Source organism: Ferruginibacter sp. SUN106 (assembly GCF_050611765.1).
In the GTDB taxonomy this organism is placed as follows: domain Bacteria; phylum Bacteroidota; class Bacteroidia; order Chitinophagales; family Chitinophagaceae; genus Ferruginibacter.
This window is the reverse complement of record NZ_JBODJC010000004.1, coordinates 329,016-350,429: the sequence shown is the minus strand read 5'-3', so window position 1 is coordinate 350,429 and position 21,414 is coordinate 329,016. Positions and strand designations below refer to the sequence as shown.

Genomic DNA, 21,414 nt, shown 5'->3' with positions numbered 1-21,414 from the left:
CGCAATTTTTGTGGCTGATGAACATCAAACGGTAATATGATTTTGGTCAGTTGCTTTTACAAGCCCTTTGAGCGGGCACTTAAAGAAGATAATAAGGTGACTAATAATACAATACTTATACTGCTTGCAGGCATTAAAATAGCTGCTACCATCGGCGATAAAATGCCTTGTACAGCAAACGATAACCCTACAATATTATATAAAATAGAAAGTATGAAACTGGCGGTGACAATGGTTTTGCCCGACTTTGCATAAGCAATAAATTTATCCAGCAGCCTTACATTGTTACCATCAAGAATAGCATCGCAGGCAGGAGAAAACTGCGCCGTGTTATCACTAACAGCAATACCTACGTTACTTTGCATTAATGCACCGGCATCGTTTAAACCATCGCCTAACATCAATACATTTTTTTTGTTTTGCTGAAGATTGTCAATATAGTCCAGTTTTTGTTGTGGACTTTGATTGAACTGAAGCGGCGTATCATTGCCAAATATTTTTTTCAGGTTCTCTTTTTCCGAATCGTTATCGCCGCTTAATAGTGAAAGAGAAAATCCATCACTTTTTAATTTATTGGTCAATTGTTGTACGCCATCTCTGTATTGATTGCTCACATTAAAGCGGCCCATGTGTACATTATTCATCATTACATGCACATGTGTGCCGGTATCGTATGATGCAAAGCCATGGTTAAACTGGTTGATAAAAGCAGCCGAGCCCATTTTTACATCAATGTTATTTACGCTGCCTTGTAATCCTTTACCTGTATATTCCCTGAAATCTTCTACAATTGTACGCCTGTCGGTTTTTACCTGCAGCCACGCCGCAATAATTTTACTCAGTGGATGTGATGATTGCCTGCAGACCGTTTTTATTGCAGCCAACTCCTTTTCTGTTAATGGCGTGCCTTCGTAGCTTACTAAAGAAGAATGATTTTGCGTAAGTGTACCTGTTTTATCAAATACCACCGTATCAATTTTTGCCAATGATTCCATTACGCTGGCATTTTTAAGGTATAATTTATTTTTACCAAAAATGCGGAGCATATTGCCATAGGTAAATGTTGCTGAAAGTAACAATGAACATGGACAAGCCACAATAAGCACAGATGAAACAGCAGGTAATATTTTTGCCGGATCATTTATCCACCAGAATACTAAAGTAGCTGCTGCCACAGTAAATAGTGCAAGCGTAAAATACCGGCTCCAGGGATGTATAAAAGATTTTTCACCATTCTTTTTGTTATGAAAAATATCATTATTCCAGAGTTGGGTGATATAACTCTGCGAAACATCTCCTGCAACTTCCAGTTCAATAGCGCTGCCAATTTGTTTGCCACCTGCGTAGATCAATGCGCCGGTTCTTTTTTGTACAGGTGTATTTTCACCGCTTACAAAACTGTAGTCCACATTGGCATCGCCGCTAAGCAATAAGGCATCTGCAGGTATCATTTCTTCGTTGCGGATAATAATACGATTGCCCTTTTGCAATTGCGTAACCGGAATATTTTTTTCGATACCATTTTTAATAACACTTACGCCCAATGGAAAATAAGAACGGTAATCTCTGTCGAATGAAAACGAGTCGTATGTTTTATCCTGGAACCAGCGACCGATCAGCATAAAAAATACAATGCCTGTGCCCGAGTCTAAATAACCGGCGCCATGCCCGCTGATGATCTCATAATAGCTTCGGCCATAGGTAACCACAATTGCCAGGGCTATAGGTGCATCAATATTTAAAAACTGCTGGCGCAAACCTTTCCATGCCGATACAAAAAAACCTGATGCACTATATAATAAAACAGGCAATGATAAACCAAGGTTCAGCCAGGTAAAGGTTTCCTTTAATCCGTTTTGCTCAATATTGCCGGATGAAAAATATTCAGGAAAACTCAGCATCATTATGTTAGCAAAGCAAAAACCTGCCACACCAATTTTGTAAATTCTTTGCCTGTTGAATGTTGATGTTTTCTTTGTAACCGTATCCTTTAAGCTGATATCAGGTTCGTAACCGATAAAGGCCAGCAGTTCTACTACTTTGCGTAAAGAAATTTTTTGCGGATCAAAAATGATGAATACTTCTTTTCGCTGAAAATTGGTTTGTGATTTTGTAATGGCCGGATTGATACGATGCAAATTCTCCAATAAAAAAATACAGGAAGAACAATGCATCTGCGGTAAAGAAAAAGTAATATTGGTTTGTGTGGTATTACTGAACTGTACCAGTTTTTTTACAGTCGCTTCATCATCAAGATAGGCAAACCTTTCGCTGACAAATTTGCCCTTTGCTTTAATGCCGGGATTTTTATCGAAATCGTAATACACACAAAGATCATTTTCGTTGAGTAGCAGGTATACCTGTTTACAACCTTCGCAACAAAAATTCTTATCGTCTATGGCAATGTCAATTTCATTGCAGTTATCGCCACAATGAAAGCATTTGGTTTGTATGGTGGTTATTGTTTTAATAATCTACGGTTTAATTTAAAAAAGTAGCCGCCGAATAAGACTACACAGCGGCTTTTTTTTAGACAGAAACTATTGAACACTCTTTTAAATAATTTGCACCTGAAATTTTCAAGCAATTGGATTTTATACGGTTTTATGATATTGCAGAAATGTATTTCAGGAAATTGCATTTCAATTCTATAAAAGTCTTTTCTATTGCTTTGATACGATCTCTCAGAATATCCTGTGTACAAAAAGCATCAACATCATACTCATCTTTTAGCACGCAGTCTTTTTCTAAACGTTGTTGTTGTATGGCTATATCGTTTTCAAGCTTTTGCATTTGATTTTGTTGCTGTTGTAATTGATTGCAAAAAAAATTATCCGCTCTTCTGTCACCGGTTCTGCCAAAGGTTTCAGCGGCTTTTTTTATTGCTGCTTCCTGCCACTCTTTCCACCAAGGTATCTCGTTAACCTGTGCTTTTATAATACTTTGCCAGTTAAGGTTCTCCTGCATAAACAGCCTGTATTTCGCTTCGTCTAATATCAACCTGTTTTCCATTGCAACCGTATTACAATGCAAATGTGCCGCATACACCGGCATATAAAAATGACGGCTATCAAACGATAACATGATATTAATCAGGTATTAAAGAAAGAGGAGCTACTGGTAGTATTATAAGTCAACTTTATGGATCAACCCTGGCTATTTTTCAAATAACCACCTGAAAGGTTTATGAGGTTTTTGTGATGTAAGCCCGAATTTAATAATGCTGTTTTTCTGAATATAAGCAACAGCTTCATCAACAGAATCAGTAACGAGGAATAATTGCGTATCCTCAGGAGAAATAGTGGCTTTGCTTTTGAGGTACTCGATATGAGCAATGAGCTCTTTGTGAAATGCAGTATCAAATATTACAATTGGAAATTCACTTATCTTTTTGGTTTGAATTAAAGTAAGTGCTTCAAAATATTCGTCTAACGTACCAAAGCCTCCCGGCATAACCACAAAAGCGTAAGAATATTTTATCAGTAATGTTTTGCGAATGAAAAAATAACGGATGTTTACCCACTTGTCTAAATACGGGTTGGGATGTTGTTCTACAGGCAAAACAATATTACATCCCACACTCCTTCCGCCAACAGCTTTAGCCCCTTTGTTCGCTGCTTCCATAATGCCTGGACCACCACCGGTCATAATGGTAAAACCTAATTGTGCAATTTTTCCTGAAAGTTCTTCGGTAATATCGTAATAAGGATGGCCATCTTTAAATCTTGCAGACCCAAAAACAGTAACACAGGGCCCCACAAAATGCAGCGCCCTGAATCCTTTAATAAATTCAAATAATACTTTAACGGCAAACTTCAATTCTTCCCAGCGGCTTTGGGGGCCTTCTAAAAATTTGATCTCCGATTTTACCTGTTCATTCATCGAGTAAGTTTAGCAAACTCAAACTTACAGGATTTTATTTATACGGAATGCCATTAAATATTGATTACATCACTTTAACCAGGAATTGCTGAAACTCTTCCTTAAGGTGTGTAAATACTTTTTGTTCTGTTTCAAAACGGTCTTTCAGCAAAAAATGAATAGGTAGTTCTTCTCTGTCAACATGGCCGGCATGCAGTTGTATTTCCGCCGCCATACGTTTCATATGCTTATTAATATCATGCCTTAGTATATCTATATTTTCCGATTGAACAAGAAACTGGTTTTGAAAATGTTCTACCATTTGCATGATCTCTTTATTGGTATTTTTTGATACTACTTCAAGAAGCCGTTTTTTATAGATCATCAATTCATCTTTATAAAAGCCGAGTGAGTTTGTCCACTCGTCGTGATTTCCGGTTACTTTTTTAATACTTGTGGTTAGCATATTTATAGGGTTTTATTAGTTAGCGTTACTCAGAGAATGATAGCCCACTGCATGATGATTAAGCAACACCTGCCCGTGGTGGATAAGATGCGCTTTGATAGAATTAGCTATTATACACTGCTTATATGTTTTTGTAAGCACTTCATTAGCAACAACTATGTCTTCCTGCTTATCTACGTAAATTTTGGGGAACAAATTGATATTGATAAATTCCAGGTGCTCATCCACCAGGCCAATCTGCCCAATGGTACTACATTCAAAATGTGCGATAGCTAATTTTTCTTTTTCGGCAATGGTTAAATAAGTTGTCATAAAAGAACTGCTGAGTGCACTGAGTAATAAATGTTCAGCACTCCACATATCCGGTACGCCACCCGAAAACTCCGGTGGAGTGGCTACCCTGATCACATCTTTTACATCATTGGCAGTAAGTATTCCTTTGCGGCCTTCCTGCCAGTTTAATTGTACCTGGAAATAATATTGGTGTTTATCTGTTTTTGCTATCATGATAATTTATTTATGAAATATAAAAATGGGCATCTTGATATCACGAATGATATCTTTTGCAAAACTCTTTTTAAATAACTGAGAGAACAGGCTCCTGGAAAAAGCCCCCATAACAATGTAACTGTTGGGCTGACAAGCCAGCCATTCCACAAATGATTTTTTATCTTCTGTTTTTACATTTTGTAATTGCAGGTTGGGATAATGACGAGCCAGTAATTCGGTTACCATACCATATTCGGGCAATGTAACCGGGTTGTCATCACTCACAGAAAGCAAAATTGTTTCGGTATCTGTTAATTCAGTAAAAAGATAAGCGAACTGTTTAATGGCAAACATGGAAGATTCGCTGCCATCGTAACTAAGCAAAATTTGTGAAGGTGCTGTAAAGTTTTCCGGCACCAGCAATACAGGGCACTCTGTTCTTTTCAATAATTCCTCCAGGTAATAATTGGGTTGTGCCTGTTCTATATTTTTATAAAACAATTCACTGCTAACCAAAAGCAGATCTGCAAAACGGGTTTCGTCCACTAATGAAGCAAGAGCAGTAATGTCGCTGTCTTTATGCACCCTGTAATGCATACCATCCGTTACACAGGCGTTTTCAAATAATTGTATATTACGATTCACAATTTCATCGTCATCATTTTTCATCAACCACTCCGGCATAATAGCCACACCTTCAACAGCACTGGTATAGGACATCAATTTTGAATAATCAACCGGCGTTAAAAAAACTCCGGCCAGTAAAATCTCTTTTTGTTCGTTGATATATTTGGCGAATTCGAATGCACCTTTGGGAAAATGATCACCATCCAGTGCAATGATTATCTTTTTCATGATTGACAGGTTTTATACTTAAACAAAGTAATCTGCATTACCAACCATTACATATGACTAGCAGCAGTATATAAAATGATTGATATCACCTTATTAAAAATTGTCAAAAAATAATGCCACTAAGAAATTACTTAGTGGCATAAAAAAGAAGGCTACTGATATCTGAACAACCAGTTATCAGTAAGTTATTGTTTTGCTTTTTCGTAAGCTGCCTGCACCGCTTCTAATTTTGCAATAAAAATGCTGCGGCCATGTGTACCAACCACCAGTTCGTTATCTCTTTGCTGAACTGTAATATCATGAACGGGCACACGGGGTAAATTTCCTATCGTCATAAATGATTTACCCATATCAAAAGAAACATACAGACCATTATCGCTGCCTACATAAATTATATTTTCTTTTTTAGGATCTTCCTTAATTACATTCAAAGGCTCAGCTGGTAAGTCGTTGCCTAATTGTATCCAGGTGGTTCCGTAATCTTCACTCACAAATAAATAGGCAATAAAATTATCATTGCGGTAACCATTTAATGTAGCATACACTCTCGACTCCTTATAAGCAGAAGGAGTAACACGGCTTACATACAAACCCTGCGGAACATTTTTTACCTGTACATTTATTTTTGACCAGTTATAACCACCATCTTTAGTTACCTGTATATTACCATCATCACTGCCAACATAGATCAATCCAAATTTTAAGGGAGATTCTACAATGGTGGTTAAGGTACCAAAAGGAACTTTACCTTCATGTTTGCCATTAGTTAAATCGCCACTTAATGTTTCTAATTTTTCTCCTTTATTTAAACTGCGGTGAAATTTATTACTGCCATAATAAAAAACATCCTGACTATGCTTACTCAACCATATGGGTGTTTGCCAGTTGTAACGCAATTTTGCTTCGCCCAATTCATGCATAGGATGAATGCCTGCACCTCTTCCTCCATCTGTATTTCTTCTGCTATAAAAACCAAATTGCGAACCTGCATAAACAGTTTTGTTATCTCTTGTATCTACCTGCACCTGCATACCATCGCCACCGCCAATCGCCTTCCAGCTGTAAGCATCAGGTCCATCTTCTTTTTCAGTTTCATCATCGTCATCATCACTTGAAAACCCGTTGTTTAATTTGCTGCTGCCAAACCAGGTACCATTATCCTGCAAGCCACCATACACGTTATAAGGTTTAGCATCATCTGTAGCAATACCATAAAACTGCCCTACAGGAATAGTGGCTACTTTAAACCAATGCTTACCATAATCGTAAGTGATATTGCAACCTCCATCATTGCCTGCTATCCAATGGCCGTCACGTACAGGATTCATCCAGCAGGCATGCCAATCGGCATGGGTATTATTTTTATCGGTAGATTTAAAAGTTTTGCCGGCATCGTTGCTGTAGATACAGTCAAAACCTAATACCACTACTTTATTTTCATCGGTAGCAGATACACTTAGTTTGGCAAAATAATAACCATAAGTACTGAATGTTGTCAGTGCTTTTGTATTTGTTTTTTTCCAGGTAATACCGGCATCATCACTGCGGTATACTTCACAACCAATAATACCTGCATTTTGAAAACCATCATCGGCCACCAGCCATTCGTACACTGCTGTTGGTTTTACTTTATCATTCTTCACCAGTTCTTTTACTGATGCAGAACGGTATTTTGCATCAAAACCACTGCGTATTAAAAAGCTGTCTAACTTTTTATCATTTAATGTGGCAAAATTTTCTTTGGTGATATTTTTAAAATCATCAAGATTATACTTTGTACTATCAATTTTTTTCTTTGCAGTATCAGGCTTTAAGTTATTATTATCGATGACTGCATACACAATGTTTGGATTTTTTTGAAATACCGCTACGCCTATTCTTCCTAATTTATCTCCGGTAGCAAATCCACTGCCGGGTAATGTAATGGGTTTCCAGGTATCACCACCATCAGTACTTTTATAAATGGCAGATGTTTTACCACTTTCTTTCCAGTCGTAAGCCCTTCTTTCACGGTACCAGGTAGTGGCATATAATTCCATCGGGTTTTGATTATTGATATCCATTTCCACTGCGCCGGTATTATCATCTACATACAAAGTTTGTTTCCATGTTTTACCGCCATCGGTAGTTTTATACACACCACGTTCTTTATTGGCAGAATATAAATGCCCCAATGCCGCCACCCATGCAATATTATCATTGGTGGGATGCAACACTATTTTACCAATATGCTGACTTTCGGGCAAGCCAAGATACTGCCAGGTTTTTCCATTGTCGTTGCTTTTATACACTCCGATACCGCTGTAAGAGGAGCGGCTGCTGTTTACCTCACCGGTGCCTACCCAAATAGTCCCTGTTTTCCAGTTTACTGCTACATCACCAATAGTAAAAGCATCTTCTTTATCAAAAATGGGCGTAAAGCTTAAACCATTGGTATGGGTGTACCACAATCCGCCGCTGGCATAAGCCACGTAAAATTCCGTAGGGTCGTTTGGATTAGCTTCTATGTCTACCACACGGCCATTCATTTGCACAGGACCAATATTACGAAAAGCAATATTTTTCAACACCGACTTATCTTCCAGCAATTTTCTTTTTTGCAGGCCGTTTATTCTTTCAGCAGCGGGAGTTGGCTTAATTTGTGCATATACAGAATTAACACTTACAAGAAAAAGTAAAATTGTAAATTTGTTTAGCAGCAATCTGATACTAAGTGCCTGTTTGCCGGAAAGGTTTTGTAACATAAATAAAAATTAAATTGTATAAAAAATGAGAGTATTAAAAATACGGGAATTGTATTTATTGATCATCATTCAGTTTTTGTTTTTGATGAATGGCGTTGCACAATATAAAACTTATAAGATAAGTGAGAAAGGCGACACCATTAATGCGATTGATAAAAATGGTTTAAAACAGGGCAAATGGGTAGTGCATGTGGATGAAATACGCGGCGAGCCTGGCTATGAAGAAGAAGGCCTTTTTAAAAATGATAAGAAAGAAGGGGTTTGGCGCCTGTACAATTTAACCAGCGACTTAATTGGTGTAGAAAATTATAAACTGGGTGGTAAACATGGCATACAACAATACTACACTTACCTGGGTGATCTGTACCGTGAAGAAAGCTGGAAAGGATATGACCCTAATTCACCTTATGACACCATTCCAATTTATGGCACCGGCAGTGATGAAATTGTAGATTACAAAATTGTAAAAGCCGAACAATACAGCGTAAAACACGGCGAATGGAAATATTATGAACCCGGCAGTGGCCGATTGATAAAACTTGAAAAATACGACCGTGGGCTATTAGAAAAGCCTAATGCTGTTGCTACCACTGCTGCACCTGCCGCCGCTAAACCAAAGAAGGTAGAAAAGACCCCCGAAATGCTGGAATGGGAAAAGAAAAATAAAGGGAAGAAGAATGTGATACGGGATGGAAAAACGGGAATGTAGGACCAGGTTACATACATGATGATTTATGATAAAGAGTTTTAAAATTATTTTACCCTTCCTTTTAGTTATACCTTTTGCTGTATCAGGACAAAAAGGGTATACCTATTTGATTGATACTTCAAAGATATTATCTAACGAAAATTTAGATCCCTTTATCCAAAAATTAAGCACCGACTCCTTTACAAATTTTACCGATAAAAAAGCTATTCCAAAGTTTATAAAAAAACAACTCGATGCAATTGCTCATGACTTTTCAATTGCTAATCCCAATGAAAATTACAGATGCTGTTGTATGTCATCTCAAAAGCTTCCGGCAAGAAAACTACAATTCCTTTCCGTTAGTAATAATGTTTTGGCAATGACTTATTTAACAGGAGGATGGGGTGTATCTTCCCATCTTTTATTAATCCGGTTTGAGCAAAATAAAATCGTTGACTTATGGACAGGGTATTACTCGAATGAAGTAAATGGTGTAGCTGATATTGTTAAGTACTTAAATGAAAGAAGAAATAAAAAGGAGGCGTTTAATACCAATATAATAATCCTGTAATTATTCTTATTTCTCAAAAAATTCCTTAAAAAAGTACAACTGAAACCTTATCGCATTTTCCCAATACGCCCAATTGTGTTCGCCAGGCCTTTCAATATAATCGTGTTGGATTTTTAATGCCGTCATTTTTTTATGCAGCAGGCGGTTGCCGTTGATAAAAAAATCATCCACACCACAGTCAACAATAATTTTTAAAGGCGTGTTAGCATAGTTTTCAACCAGGTTAACTACTGAATAGTCGTGCCAGTTTTTTGCATTAATGGTAGTATCGCCAATGCGTTTTATTATTTCAAAACGATTCCTGCTTTCACTCAGGTCTACTCCCCCACTCATAGATCCTGCAGCACCAAAAATATCCGCATGGCGCAAGCCTAAAAATAATCCGCCATGTCCGCCCATGCTTAAGCCTGTGATAGCACGATGATTTTTATCGGGTATAGTGCGGTAATTTTTATCAATAAAATGCACCACTTCTGTCGCCACATAAGTCTCATATTTATAAGTACTGTCTACCGGGCTATCAAAATACCAGCTGCTGTAACCGCCATCCGGGCAAACAATAATTATTGCATTTTTATCTGCCAGTTCTTTTAAGCCCGGTACTTTAATGATCCAATCGCTGTACCTGCCACTGTAGCCATGCAATAAATACACTACAGGAAAATGATTTTTCTTCTTCTTATAACTATCCGGCTTTATTACCACACAGTTGATTGCTTGGTGCATGGCATCGCTATAAATGGCAACCGTATCAACAGTTGCAGCAATGCCTGCTACGGAAATAAATATAACAACAAGCAAAAGCGTAATTTTTTTCATCACAACAATTTATATAGCAAGATACAATTATCGTAAAACAAAAAAGCTGACCGTTGTTAATGGTCAGCTTTTTTGTTAATTACAATACTATTATTTAATTTCTTTTTGCATCGGGTTGCCGGCGCCACCTGCTGCGCCTCTTGGTCCGCCGCCACGGCCAGCACCTTTAAACAACTGGAACTTGCTTGGTGTTTCCACAGCAGGCCATGTGTTGTTAGCTTCATTAATATCGGCAGTTTCTCTCAATGGATCTAATTTAATAGACGCCACTTCTTTATCTTTCATAAATGCTTTCACTACTTTATTTTCATTCTTGCGCCATATCTGTACCGGTATCCTTTCAATTTCTTTAGTACCATCTTTATAGGTCCATTCAATAATGATCGGCATTACCAAACCTCCTTTATTGCTGAATGTTAATTCATAGATATTCTTCTTACCTGCAATTGCAAAACGTTCTGCTTCAGTAAAAGTATCTATCACTGCCGGTGGCGTGGTAATAGTAAATGGTGTGGTATCTACTTTAGCCAGCCCCCTGTCGTATCTCCAGTAAAAATCTCTTAAAGATTCGTCAGCGTCAGTTGCAAAAACAATGTTCTTATCTTCCCTGTTTCTTTTTTTAGAAATATCATCAAAGGTATTTAAGAGAGGTTTTGCAACAGGTTGTGTATTGTTATTGTTACCGCCTCCAAAACGTGGCGCTGCAGATTCTGTGCTTAAGGTTGCCCATTTTACAGTATCCAGGGAAATATCACATGGTTCAGTACCATAAAACCAGCCTCTCCAGTACCAATCTAAGTCTTCACCGCTGGCATCCTCCATTGTTCTGAACAAATCAGCTGGTGTAGGATGTTTAAATGCCCAACGCCTTGCATACTCTTTAAAAGCATAGTCAAACAGGTCTCTGCCCATAATGGTTTCTCTTAAAATATTTAAACCAGTAGCTGGTTTGCTATACGCATTAGGCCCAAACTGTACGATGTTTTCGCTATTGGTCATAATTGGTTCCAGCTGATCTTTTGGCAACCTCATATAATCAGTGATCTTGTATGCAGGTCCTTTACTCACAGGATATTTATTATCCCATAATTCCTCACTTAAATATTCCACAAAAGAATTCAATCCTTCATCCATCCATGTCCATTGTCTTTCATCACTGTTGATGATCATCGGGAAAAAGTTATGGCCTACTTCATGTATCACTACACCCAGCATACCATTTTTTGTGCCTTCGCTGTAAGTACCATCTTTTTCGCAACGGCCAAAGTTGAAACAAATCATCGGGTATTCCATTCCGTTAGCGGCCTCTAAACTTTGCGCTACAGGGTATGGATAAGGAATAGTAAATTTTGAGTAGGTTTTAATAGTATGTGCTACCGCTTTGGTGCTATACTTTCTGTATAAGTTATAGGCTTCTTTTCCATAAGCACTCATACACATTACTTTTTTGCCTTCTACTACAGCAGGCATTGCATCCCATACAAATTTGCGTGAAGAGCCCCATGCAAAATCACGAACCATATCTGCTTTGAATATCCATGTTTTTTTAGCTGTAGATTTTGTTTTTTCTTTTGCAGTAGCTTCTGCAAGATTTACAATTTCTGTTACATCAGTGGCAGTTTGTGCAGCAGTCCATCTTTTTAATTCTGCAGCAGAAAGTACAGCAGGATAATTCTGGCATTGCCCTGTTCCCATGATCACATGATCAGCAGGTACCGTCATCGCTACTTTAAAATTACCAAAGGTTAAAGCAAATTCGCCACTGCCTGTAAACTGGTGGTTCTGCCATCCCTGGAAATCGCTGTATACACAAAGACGTGGGTACCACTGTGTCATGGTATACAGGTCATTGCCATCTTCAGCAAAATATTCAAAACCACCACGGCCACCGTATTTGGTACGCTCAATAATATTGTAATTCCAATCTATTTTAAAAATAAATTGCTGACCGGGTTTTAATGGTTGTGGCAATTCCACCCTCATCATGGTTTTATTAACGGTGTATTTTAATAATTTGCCGGTAGCATCAGCCACACGGGTAATATTATCGCCATACTCCCTGTCTTTGTCCACTTTACCTGTAAATGCCTGGATACTGGCTTCATTAATTCTTGTAGGCATAATACTGCTGTTATCGTAACCGGAATTATTTACAGAACTATGAGAATTCTCATCTAACTGCAACCATAAATAAGTTAATACATCAGGAGAATTGTTGAAATACGTCAACGTTTCTTTACCTGTTAAACGGCGGTTGGGTTCATCCAGTTCGCAGGTAATATCGTAATCGCAACGTTGCTGCCAGTACTTTGGCCCTGGTGCACCGCTTGCAGTGCGGTATTCGTTGGGTGTGGGAAGAATGGTTCCCAATTGTTCAAAGCGGTTACCGTGGTTACTGCCAGGATTATTTTTGATATCCTGTGCACTAACAGAAAACGCAACTGAAAATAAAATCACTAGGAAGGTTACTTGTTTCATGCTTTAGTTTATTGTTTGTGTTTAATACCCCTATCCCAAAAAGGAGAACTGCGGGGAGATTATGTTTTACTGTATTTAGTTTAGTTTCAATTTATTTAATCTGATGCTTGCATCCACTTCAAAATATCCATCTTTCCACAACCATATTTAAAGCTATACAAAAAGCGATGGCCGATAATCCCCAAACCCACCAGCTTCTTCTTAGTTTCAATGTATTCACTACCAGAAAGCTCAACATCAGAATACATAACACTACTACTACCTGTCCCAGTTCTAGGCCAAAGTTAAAAGCAAACAAACTCCAGCCCATGCTTTGGTCTTTTGCCATCATGTAACGAATGTAGTTGGCAAACCCAAGGCCATGTATCAATCCAAAGAACAAGGCAAGAAAATAATTCAACCGCAAAGATTTGGGTGTAAAATCCTTTTGCAAAAAATTAAACACGGCCGTGGCAACAATGGTACAGGGAATTAGAAATTCCACCCAATTATCATTTACAGTAACAATTTTATAAACGCTTAAAGCCAATGTAAGCGAATGCCCGATGGTAAAAGCCGTTACCAGCACCAGCACCTGTTTCCAGTTACTCAGCAAATAAATAGCACTTAATGCCAGCACAAACAGTATATGATCCAATGCATCCCAACTGATAATATGCTCCCAGCCTAATTTTAAATAAAATGTAAAATCCTGCATTAACGGCCTGTGGCTTGAATGTTTGTGTTAGTTTTGCTGTTCAAATATCTTTAAACTAGTTTTTAATACCTAATATCTTTGCTAAATGGTATCAATTTTATTTAAATGGTCTCTTTTTTTAAGCCTTGTAAATATACCCGTATTTTCAAATATAATGCCCGGTAAAGCTGCAAGCCACCCCATTTTTATGAGTGTTACCGAAATTGAACACAATGCAAAAGATAAAACACTGGAAATAAGCTGTAAGATCTTTACAGACGATTTTGAAAAAACATTACGACAGGTATATAAAACTACAGTTGACCTGATTAATCCTAAAGATAAAGCTGCCATGAGTAAACTGGTGAGTGATTATGTGCAAAAGCATTTAACGCTTACTGTAGATGGCAAAAAAGTGGCCTTACAATTTATTGGCTACGAACAACAGGAAGAAGGCATACTAAGCTATTACCAGGTTAATAATATCACTGCCGTAAAAAAAATTGATATCACCAACAGCATCCTGTACGAATACAAAAAAGAGCAGATTGAAATTATGCATGTAACGGTTGGCGGCAACAGGAAGAGTACAAAACTTATTAATCCCGATGATAAAGCTAGTTTTGAGTTTTGAGTTTATTCATCCATTTCTTCTTTGATCTCTTCAGATATTTTTACCAGTAACTTATCAATTCTTTGTCCATCCATATCAATAATTTCAAAATCAAAACCACGCCAGTCAAATTTTTCACCGGTACCGGGAATATGCTCTAACTCATGTAACACAAAACCAGCCAGCGTATCAAAATCATGCTCAGCTTCATTCATCCATTCTGTTTTTTCAAAACGGCTTAAAAAATCATAAAACGGAATCTGTGCATCTACTAAAAAAGTACCATCAGCCCTTTCAATAATTTCATATTCATCCTGCCCCGTTTGCGGCACATCTCCCACTATCGCTTCCAAAATATCATTCAGCGTTATCATACCTTCCAAAGTGCCGTATTCATTTACAATAAAGCAACCATGAATTTTTGTTTCTTTAAATTTTTCCAGCAACTGGTAAGCCGTATTATTCTCGGGTACAAATAAGGCAGGTTTGGCAATGTCTTTCAGCAATACATCCGGCGAGGCTTTCAGCAGATCTTTTACGCTGATGATACCTTTGATATTATCCACCGTTTCTTCGCAAACGGGATAACTGGAATAAATAACCGTATACATTTTATCTTTTACCTGTTGCACCGTTTCGCTGCCATCAAACCAGGCAATATCTGTACGGTGCGTCATCAGCGATGTAATATTCCTGTCGCCCAAATGAAATACTCTTTCAATAATTTCTTTCTCTTCTTCTTCAATAGTACCATGCTCACTACCTTCTGTGATCATCGCTTTTATCTCTTCTTCTGTTACTGCATTATCATTAGATGTTTTTACATTGATCACCTTAAAGAATAAATACGATATTTTTGAAAGCAACCACACAATCGGAAGAGTGATGGTAGACAAAAAATTCATTGGCGCTGCAACAAGGCGTGCAATTTTTTCTGCCTGCAGCATGCCTAATCTTTTAGGTATCAGTTCTCCAAAAATGATAGATAAAAAAGTTACAACTACAACTATAAGTACTGTTGAAATGGTTTCGGCATAAGGCTTAAAAAAATCTACTCCTGCAATATAAGGCTCCACATAAGGCCCTAATTTTCTTTCGGCGTAAACACCCGATAAAATGGCAATCAGTGTTATAAAAATTTGTGCTGTAGCTAAAAATTTCTCCGGGTTCTCAGAAAGTGCCAGTGCCACTTTTGCTTTCGTATCTCCTTTATTAGCAAGCCCTTCCAGCCTTGCCTTTCTTGCACTTACCAAAGCTATCTCACTCATCACCAAAAGACCATTGAGGATAATCAATAAAATTAAAATAATTAATGGACCCATAATTTTATAGTAAACCGTAGTTTCTGTTAAACGATTTTCCGGACAAATATCCGATAAGTATTCCAATAAGTGCTCCGCAGGTTACATCCAGTGGGTAATGCACCCCCACATATACCTGTGCAAAGGAGATAAAAAATGCCCATAAAAGAAACAACATAGGCCATTTGCCGAACTGGTTTTTCAGTGTCACATATAAAAACATACCCATAGCAAAATGGTTGGTGGCATGGGAAGAGGTAAAGCTGCTGCTCTGGGGGCGGTATCCCACCAAAACCCTTACCCAGCCTGCAATAGATGGTTCATTACAAGGCCTTAACCTGGCAATATGCTCTTTAATAATTGAGCTGCTTACAAAATTTGCTGTTGCAACAGTAACAGCAAAAAACAATACCCACCACCAGCCGTTTTTTTTGTAATTTATCGTTACCAGCAGCAGTAAAAAAAGATAGAGAGGATACCACATTTCGGCATTTCTAAGCCACGGCATCAGCCAGTCGAAAAAACCATTTTGCCAGTTATAGTTGATATGTTTAAACAAATCCAGGTCGTATGATAACAATTGCTTCATTAAATCTAAGGTGAGTGTTAAATTATAATCACCCAAAAATAATTAAACTAATTTAGCAGCCTGATAAAATAACCCGAATGCTTTTTTTGCAAAGAATACCTAAATTATTACGATGGATATTTTCCGTCGTGATCATCTTGCTGGTTACTATGACCATTTTCCGCTTTATTTTCTACTGGAGATACAATCCTCCCGGTAAAGCGTTTTCCGGCTCTGCATTTTTAATGGGCCTGCGTTTTGATGCAAGAATTGCCTGCATTGTTGGATTGGCTATGATGTTGCTCACTTTCATTCCGGTTTTAAATCCATTTAAAAATAATGGGGCAACAAAATTCTGGAACTTTTTATTGCCATTGGCATTTGCCATTGTAGTGTTATTTTATTTTATAGATTTTTATCATTTTGATTATTTACACCAAAGGTTAAATGCAAGCGTACTTAATTATTTACAGGATGCCGGCATTTCTTTTAGCATGATGTGGCAAACTTATCCGCTGGTGAAAGCTGCTATAGTGCTCATTATTCTTTTAGTTGCGGCAAGATTTCTTTTTGGCAGGTTATTAGCAAGCTATTTGCACCAGGATAGTTTTTATAAGCGGAGAGGTGTATTATTACACGTTATCAGTTTTATTGTGTTAGCACAAATTATCGTGGGTAAAATTGTAGTAAGGCCCGGGCAATTTCCTTTACGGTGGAGTGATGCCTTTAATCTATCGGATGATTTTAAATCCAACCTTGCGCTAAATCCCTTTCAGAGTTTTTTCAGCACTTTAAGTTTCAGGAATTCATCTTTTGATATAAAAAAAGTAAAAGCAGATTATGATTTAATGGCAACTTACCTGGAAGTGCAAAAACCGGATAGTTCACAATTAAATTTTGAAAGAAACTATAGTACAGCTGATTCAGCCGCTAATAGGCCGAATGTAGTTTTAGTGATCTGCGAAAGTTTCAGTGCTTATAAAAGCAGCATGTATGGCAATCCTTTAAACACCACGCAGTTCTTTAATGAGATAAGTAAGAATGGTGTTTTCTTCGATCGTTGCTTTACTCCTGCATACGGTACTGCACGTGGCGTGTGGGCTACCATTACGGGTATACCCGATGTGGAAAGTCCCAGTACGGCCAGCCGCAACCCTAATGCAGTAAACCAGCATACCATCATCAATGATTTTAAAGGTTATAACAATTATTATTTTTTAGGCGGCAGTGCTACCTGGGCTAATATCCGTGGATTGCTTACCAACAATATCAGCGGCGTTCATCTGTATGAACAAGGCGATTATAAAGCCAGCGATATTGATGTATGGGGCATCAGCGATAAAAATCTTTTTTTAGAAGCCAACAAAGTATTGAAAGAACAAACCAAACCTTTCTTTGCAGTTATTCAAACGGCAGATAACCACCGGCCTTACACCATACCTAAAGAAGATGAAGGTGCTTTTAAAAAATTGTCTTTTTCAACTGACTCGTTAAAACGTTTTGGGTTTGAAAGCAATGAAGAGATGAATGCCTTTCGCTATACCGATTTTGGCTACCAGCAATTTATTGAAGCAGCTAAAAAAGAAAAATATTTTGATAATACCATTTTTGTTTTTGTGGGAGATCATGGTATAAGAGGGAGTGCCGGAGATATGTTTCCAAAAAGCTGGACCGAACAAGGCCTTACCTGTGAACATGTGCCCTTACTTTTTTATGCGCCTAAATTATTACAGCCAAAAAGAGTGCATGATGTATGCAGCCAGGTAGATATTTTACCTACGGTGGCTTCATTGGCAAAAACGCCTTACCGCAATAATACTTTTGGAAGAGACCTGTTTGATTCTATTCCTGCATTTCAAGGCTGGAAAGTAGTTCCAAAACAAAAATTTGCGTTCATTATCGATCATGATGTAAAAACGATCGGGCTTATTTCTAACCAATATTACTTTCTTAAAAATATTAAAACCGGCAAGGAAGACTTTGTTTCGATGCTGAATAATAACCCTGTTGAAAAAAATCCGCAGACAGACAGCACCAGGAATTATTTATCCAGGTTAACAGATGCATATTACGAAACAGCTAAATACTTAATGTTGAATAATAAAAAAAAGTAAGAGTTACGGGTTAGAAGAGTTACGTGTTAATTATTGTTAGCGAAATAGACTTCGCAAACAATAATTAACAAAAACAACCCGTAACCCGTAAATTTAACAAGTCTGCAATATAAACCGCCTACCCTTTGTAATTATAAGTCCGTATTTCTCCCTATTGATTATTATATTCGCACTCGTTTAAATCCTTAGGTTAATACACAAGATGAGAAAATGGAAAGTTTCTAAAACCATTCAATGGATAATAAAGTTGTTTATTATCTACCTGTGTATGTTTACCGCATTCCGTATTGCTACAGCCGTTCTTTTTAAACCCAAAACCATTGGCATTGTAGAATTGATACCGTCTTTCTGGCTGGGCCTTAAATACGATCTGCGTTGGATCGCTATTGTATTATCTCCTATTATTGTGTTGTCGATATTTAAAAGGTTTTCGCCTTTTCATTCGGCCCGTACAAAAAAATTGTGGACGATCTACCTTGCCATCATCACCCTGGTGATCATGTTTTTTTATGGTGCCGATTTTGGCAACTTCAGTTACAACCATACCCGGATTGGCGCCAGCGCTTTAAATTTTAAAGATGATCCCTACGAAATGTTCCGCATGGTTTGGCAATCTTATCCTATTGTATGGATACTGATCGGGCTGGGCATTGCGGTATTCTTTACTGCAAAACTATTCCGTAGTACACACGGAGCAGTGGATGCCAATAATTACTGGCACAAATTTGAATACAAACGCCGCTGGTATTTATTAGCGCTGCTGATGATGTTTTGGTTTGTATATGGCTTTCTGCAATTAAAACCACTAACACGGCAGGACGCTTATAAACTGAATGATAATTTTAAAAGCTACCTGGCATTAAACCCGTTCCAGAATTTTATTACTTCCTTAAAACAGCGCAAGCCCGATTTTAATACCAGCGGTGCTGCAAAATATTATAAAGATATTGCTGCGTATCTGCAATTAGATTCATTGACAGAGTCAAAATTCAACTACGAAAGAACAATGCTGCCCAATAGCCATGGGCTGGAAAGCAAGCCCAACGTGGTATTGGTGCTTTGCGAAAGTTTCAGCATGTACAAGAGCAGTATGAGTGGTAACAAACTTAACAGCACGCCTTACTTTAACGAGTTGTGTAAGAATGGTATTTTTTTCGACCGTTGCTTTACGCCTACTTTTGGTACTGCAAGAGGAATTTTTGCTACCATCACCGGCATTCCCGATGTACAGCTGGCTAAATTCTCCACACAAAATCCTGAAGCTGTAAATCAACAAACCATCATCAACAATTTTGAAGGCTACAATAAATTTTATTTTATCGGGGGCAGAAGCCAGTTCAATAATTTCAGGGGATTAATGAATAATGTAGATGGCATTGATATTTATGAAAAGGGAAAATATAAATCGCCGGAAATAAATGTTTGGGGCATCAGTGATAAAGATCTGTTTGCCGAAGCAGGTGATGTGTTGAAACAACAGAACAAACCTTTCTTTGCAGTTATTCAGACAGCGCATAACCACCGGCCTTTTATGCTGCCACCTGATGAAAAAGAATTCACCTGCGAAAAAGTAGACAAAGAAACTTTAGCAAAAAATGGCTTTGAGTCGCAGGAAGAATACCAGGCCTTTTGTTATACCGATTTTTGTTTTAAGAAATTTATTGAGTCTGCCAGGCAACAGCCATATTTTAGTAATACCATTTTTGTTTTTGTTGGCGACCATGGTGTGGAAGGAGAATCCGGTGCGGTATACCCAAAAGCATGGAATTCTCATCGCCTCAGTGATGAACATGTACCATTGTTGTATTACGCACCTTCATTGTTGCAACCGCAAACTTATCATTACACCGTTTCGCAAATCGATTTGTTGCCTACTCTTGCCGGCATGATACATCAGCCTTATACCAACACTACTTTAGGAAGAGATGTGATCAATCAACCGGATATTTTTCACGCTGCATTTATCATTCATCATGATGAAGGCAATATTGGCATCATCACTGATGATTATTATTTTGTAAAGAACATCAATATCACCCAGCAGGAATTAGTGCCCGTTAAAGATGGCCTTCCGCCGCTAACCGCACATCAATCCGATTCAATTAAAAATAAATTATCGCAGCTAACCTCTGCAATTTTTGAAACCAGTAAATGGATGTTGGTGAATAACCGAAAGAAGTGATGGCGTGAGTGGTGAGGCGTGAGTGGCATTATAATTTTACCTTTCTGCTTTTCATTGTAAAGACATGTAAGCAATAAAATACTTTTGAAATAATCAGCACTTTGCCAACTGAATGCGGCTTAAAAAGTCAGAGTCTGCCTCACGACTGACGACTCACCATTCACGTTCTCACGCTTTCTTCGCAATCATGATCAATCTCGGTGTTTTTCTAACATCATAATTAGCAAAATTATAATCCCCAAAAACTTCCTGAATCTGCAATCCCTGGTAAGCAAACATTTCTGTAAAATCTCCCAAAGAAAATTTAGCCACTTTTTCTGTGTAGATCATCGGCTCATGATGCATGGCTTCATCTTCAATAATAATTTTTTTATAAAAATGGGTTTCATCATACCATTTTGTGATCAGGAAATTCACGCCGTCAATTTCTTTTTCTGACTGGTGTACCAGGTGATCTTCGGCATAATGCACATTTAAATAATCCATTACAAAAGTACCGCCCGGTTTTATGGCCTGTGCAATAGTTCGTATGGCATTATCATGCTCCCGGCGGGTTTTAAAATAGCCAAAACTGGTAAAAAAATTAAATGCATAATTAAAATAATTGATCCAGAAAGGCAGGCGCATATCGTGGCGGTAAAAATGCAGGTTATCAGCTTCGTGTTGCAGCGCCTCATTAATACTATCTTCACTCAGGTCGATACCTGTAACATCAAAACCCTTGCCCGCCAGCTGAATGGAATGGCGGCCTTTGCCACAAGCCACATCCAGCATAGTATTTCCACATTCCGGCTTAAGGTAATCAATCAGTTTATCAACAAATGCAGCCGCCTCATTTTCATCTCTTTTAAAATAAAGCTGATGATAATAAGGCGAATTGAACCAGTCTTTAAACCAGGGCTGTTGCATAGCTGCAAAGTTACGGGTTAAAAGGGTTACGGGTTAATAAGTTACAGGTTAAAAAAGTTACGGGTTAATTATCGTTAGCG

The 21,414-nt window shown here is 37.9% G+C and carries 18 protein-coding genes; 5 read left to right on the top strand and 13 right to left on the bottom strand.

The genetic code is table 11. From position 1 onward, the window contains the following. Window positions 1-56: 56 nt before the first annotated feature. The 7 genes from ACQ334_RS17565 to ACQ334_RS17535 form a co-directional block, all read right to left on the bottom strand. Window positions 57-2,453: a heavy metal translocating P-type ATPase gene (locus ACQ334_RS17565; protein ID WP_430989926.1), complete on the bottom strand. Its 2,397-nt coding sequence runs from the start codon at window positions 2,451-2,453 to the stop codon at window positions 57-59. 151 nt (window positions 2,454-2,604) lie between these two features. Then, window positions 2,605-3,084: a hypothetical protein gene (locus tag ACQ334_RS17560; protein WP_430989557.1), complete on the bottom strand. Its 480-nt coding sequence runs from the start codon at window positions 3,082-3,084 to the stop codon at window positions 2,605-2,607. A gap of 72 nt (window positions 3,085-3,156) precedes the next feature. Next, window positions 3,157-3,882, bottom strand: coding sequence for a TIGR00730 family Rossman fold protein (locus ACQ334_RS17555; protein ID WP_430989556.1), 726 nt, complete (start codon window positions 3,880-3,882; stop codon window positions 3,157-3,159). A gap of 64 nt (window positions 3,883-3,946) precedes the next feature. Beyond that, window positions 3,947-4,327, bottom strand: a complete 381-nt coding sequence (locus ACQ334_RS17550; protein WP_430989555.1) for a hypothetical protein — start codon at window positions 4,325-4,327, stop codon at window positions 3,947-3,949. Window positions 4,328-4,342: 15 nt separating this feature from the next. Next, window positions 4,343-4,834 (bottom strand): OsmC family protein, encoded by a 492-nt coding sequence (locus tag ACQ334_RS17545; RefSeq protein WP_430989554.1) that lies wholly within the window; start codon window positions 4,832-4,834, stop codon window positions 4,343-4,345. A gap of 6 nt (window positions 4,835-4,840) precedes the next feature. Further along, complete coding sequence (locus ACQ334_RS17540) at window positions 4,841-5,671, bottom strand: hypothetical protein (RefSeq protein WP_430989553.1); 831 nt, start codon at window positions 5,669-5,671, stop codon at window positions 4,841-4,843. Window positions 5,672-5,856: 185 nt separating this feature from the next. Next, window positions 5,857-8,415 carry a VPS10 domain-containing protein gene (locus tag ACQ334_RS17535; RefSeq protein WP_430989552.1) on the bottom strand — a complete coding sequence of 853 codons (2,559 nt, stop codon included), beginning with the start codon at window positions 8,413-8,415 and terminating at the stop codon, window positions 5,857-5,859. Window positions 8,416-8,440: 25 nt separating this feature from the next. Between ACQ334_RS17535 and ACQ334_RS17530 the strand changes: the two genes are divergently transcribed. Together ACQ334_RS17530 and ACQ334_RS17525 are read left to right on the top strand one after the other, a co-directional pair. Beyond that, entirely contained in the window at window positions 8,441-9,124 is a 684-nt protein-coding gene (locus ACQ334_RS17530; protein ID WP_430989551.1) for a hypothetical protein, read from the top strand. 25 nt (window positions 9,125-9,149) lie between these two features. Beyond that, the gene (locus ACQ334_RS17525; RefSeq protein WP_430989550.1) at window positions 9,150-9,674 is read left to right on the top strand and encodes a hypothetical protein; all 525 of its coding nucleotides are present in this window, start codon (window positions 9,150-9,152) and stop codon (window positions 9,672-9,674) included. A gap of 6 nt (window positions 9,675-9,680) precedes the next feature. Here ACQ334_RS17525 and ACQ334_RS17520 read toward each other — a convergent pair whose 3' ends face one another. From ACQ334_RS17520 to ACQ334_RS17510, 3 genes are all read right to left on the bottom strand, one after another. Continuing rightward, a complete protein-coding gene (locus tag ACQ334_RS17520) occupies window positions 9,681-10,493 on the bottom strand; it encodes an alpha/beta hydrolase (RefSeq protein ID WP_430989549.1) in 813 nt (270 codons plus the stop codon). Between the two features lie 90 nt (window positions 10,494-10,583). Further along, entirely contained in the window at window positions 10,584-12,971 is a 2,388-nt protein-coding gene (locus ACQ334_RS17515; RefSeq protein ID WP_430989548.1) for a M1 family metallopeptidase, read from the bottom strand. Window positions 12,972-13,089: 118 nt separating this feature from the next. Further along, a complete protein-coding gene (locus ACQ334_RS17510) occupies window positions 13,090-13,668 on the bottom strand; it encodes a HupE/UreJ family protein (protein WP_430989547.1) in 579 nt (192 codons plus the stop codon). Window positions 13,669-13,753: 85 nt separating this feature from the next. Here ACQ334_RS17510 and ACQ334_RS17505 point away from each other — a divergent pair, with 85 nt between their 5' ends. Continuing rightward, window positions 13,754-14,281, top strand: a complete 528-nt coding sequence (locus ACQ334_RS17505) for a DUF6702 family protein (protein ID WP_430989546.1) — start codon at window positions 13,754-13,756, stop codon at window positions 14,279-14,281. Window positions 14,282-14,283: 2 nt separating this feature from the next. Here ACQ334_RS17505 and ACQ334_RS17500 read toward each other — a convergent pair whose 3' ends face one another. Together ACQ334_RS17500 and ACQ334_RS17495 are read right to left on the bottom strand one after the other, a co-directional pair. Continuing rightward, on the bottom strand, window positions 14,284-15,582 hold the full coding sequence (locus tag ACQ334_RS17500) for a hemolysin family protein (protein ID WP_430989545.1): 1,299 nt from the start codon (window positions 15,580-15,582) through the stop codon (window positions 14,284-14,286). Between the two features lie 4 nt (window positions 15,583-15,586). Next, a complete protein-coding gene (locus ACQ334_RS17495; RefSeq protein WP_430989544.1) occupies window positions 15,587-16,150 on the bottom strand; it encodes a phosphatase PAP2 family protein in 564 nt (187 codons plus the stop codon). Between the two features lie 77 nt (window positions 16,151-16,227). Between ACQ334_RS17495 and ACQ334_RS17490 the strand changes: the two genes are divergently transcribed. Beyond that, on the top strand, window positions 16,228-18,243 hold the full coding sequence (locus tag ACQ334_RS17490) for an LTA synthase family protein (protein WP_430989543.1): 2,016 nt from the start codon (window positions 16,228-16,230) through the stop codon (window positions 18,241-18,243). Window positions 18,244-18,445: 202 nt separating this feature from the next. Continuing rightward, entirely contained in the window at window positions 18,446-20,425 is a 1,980-nt protein-coding gene (locus ACQ334_RS17485; RefSeq protein ID WP_430989542.1) for an LTA synthase family protein, read from the top strand. Window positions 20,426-20,593: 168 nt separating this feature from the next. Here the strand turns inward: ACQ334_RS17485 and ACQ334_RS17480 are convergent, their stop codons facing one another. Further along, a complete protein-coding gene (locus ACQ334_RS17480) occupies window positions 20,594-21,334 on the bottom strand; it encodes a class I SAM-dependent methyltransferase (protein WP_430989541.1) in 741 nt (246 codons plus the stop codon). Window positions 21,335-21,414 lie beyond the last annotated feature (80 nt).

Coding starts and splice junctions, on each gene's coding strand:
- ACQ334_RS17540 (WP_430989553.1), bottom strand. CDS start 5,671: ATGAAAAAGATAATCATTGCACTGGATGGTGATCATTTTCCCAAAGGT.
- ACQ334_RS17505 (WP_430989546.1), top strand. CDS start 13,754: ATGGTATCAATTTTATTTAAATGGTCTCTTTTTTTAAGCCTTGTAAAT.
- ACQ334_RS17510 (WP_430989547.1), bottom strand. CDS start 13,668: ATGCAGGATTTTACATTTTATTTAAAATTAGGCTGGGAGCATATTATC.
- ACQ334_RS17480 (WP_430989541.1), bottom strand. CDS start 21,334: ATGCAACAGCCCTGGTTTAAAGACTGGTTCAATTCGCCTTATTATCAT.
- ACQ334_RS17550 (WP_430989555.1), bottom strand. CDS start 4,327: ATGCTAACCACAAGTATTAAAAAAGTAACCGGAAATCACGACGAGTGG.
- ACQ334_RS17485 (WP_430989542.1), top strand. CDS start 18,446: ATGAGAAAATGGAAAGTTTCTAAAACCATTCAATGGATAATAAAGTTG.
- ACQ334_RS17530 (WP_430989551.1), top strand. CDS start 8,441: ATGAGAGTATTAAAAATACGGGAATTGTATTTATTGATCATCATTCAG.
- ACQ334_RS17555 (WP_430989556.1), bottom strand. CDS start 3,882: ATGAATGAACAGGTAAAATCGGAGATCAAATTTTTAGAAGGCCCCCAA.
- ACQ334_RS17500 (WP_430989545.1), bottom strand. CDS start 15,582: ATGGGTCCATTAATTATTTTAATTTTATTGATTATCCTCAATGGTCTT.
- ACQ334_RS17535 (WP_430989552.1), bottom strand. CDS start 8,415: ATGTTACAAAACCTTTCCGGCAAACAGGCACTTAGTATCAGATTGCTG.
- ACQ334_RS17515 (WP_430989548.1), bottom strand. CDS start 12,971: ATGAAACAAGTAACCTTCCTAGTGATTTTATTTTCAGTTGCGTTTTCT.
- ACQ334_RS17545 (WP_430989554.1), bottom strand. CDS start 4,834: ATGATAGCAAAAACAGATAAACACCAATATTATTTCCAGGTACAATTA.
- ACQ334_RS17495 (WP_430989544.1), bottom strand. CDS start 16,150: ATGAAGCAATTGTTATCATACGACCTGGATTTGTTTAAACATATCAAC.
- ACQ334_RS17520 (WP_430989549.1), bottom strand. CDS start 10,493: ATGAAAAAAATTACGCTTTTGCTTGTTGTTATATTTATTTCCGTAGCA.
- ACQ334_RS17490 (WP_430989543.1), top strand. CDS start 16,228: ATGCTTTTTTTGCAAAGAATACCTAAATTATTACGATGGATATTTTCC.
- ACQ334_RS17560 (WP_430989557.1), bottom strand. CDS start 3,084: ATGTTATCGTTTGATAGCCGTCATTTTTATATGCCGGTGTATGCGGCA.
- ACQ334_RS17525 (WP_430989550.1), top strand. CDS start 9,150: ATGATAAAGAGTTTTAAAATTATTTTACCCTTCCTTTTAGTTATACCT.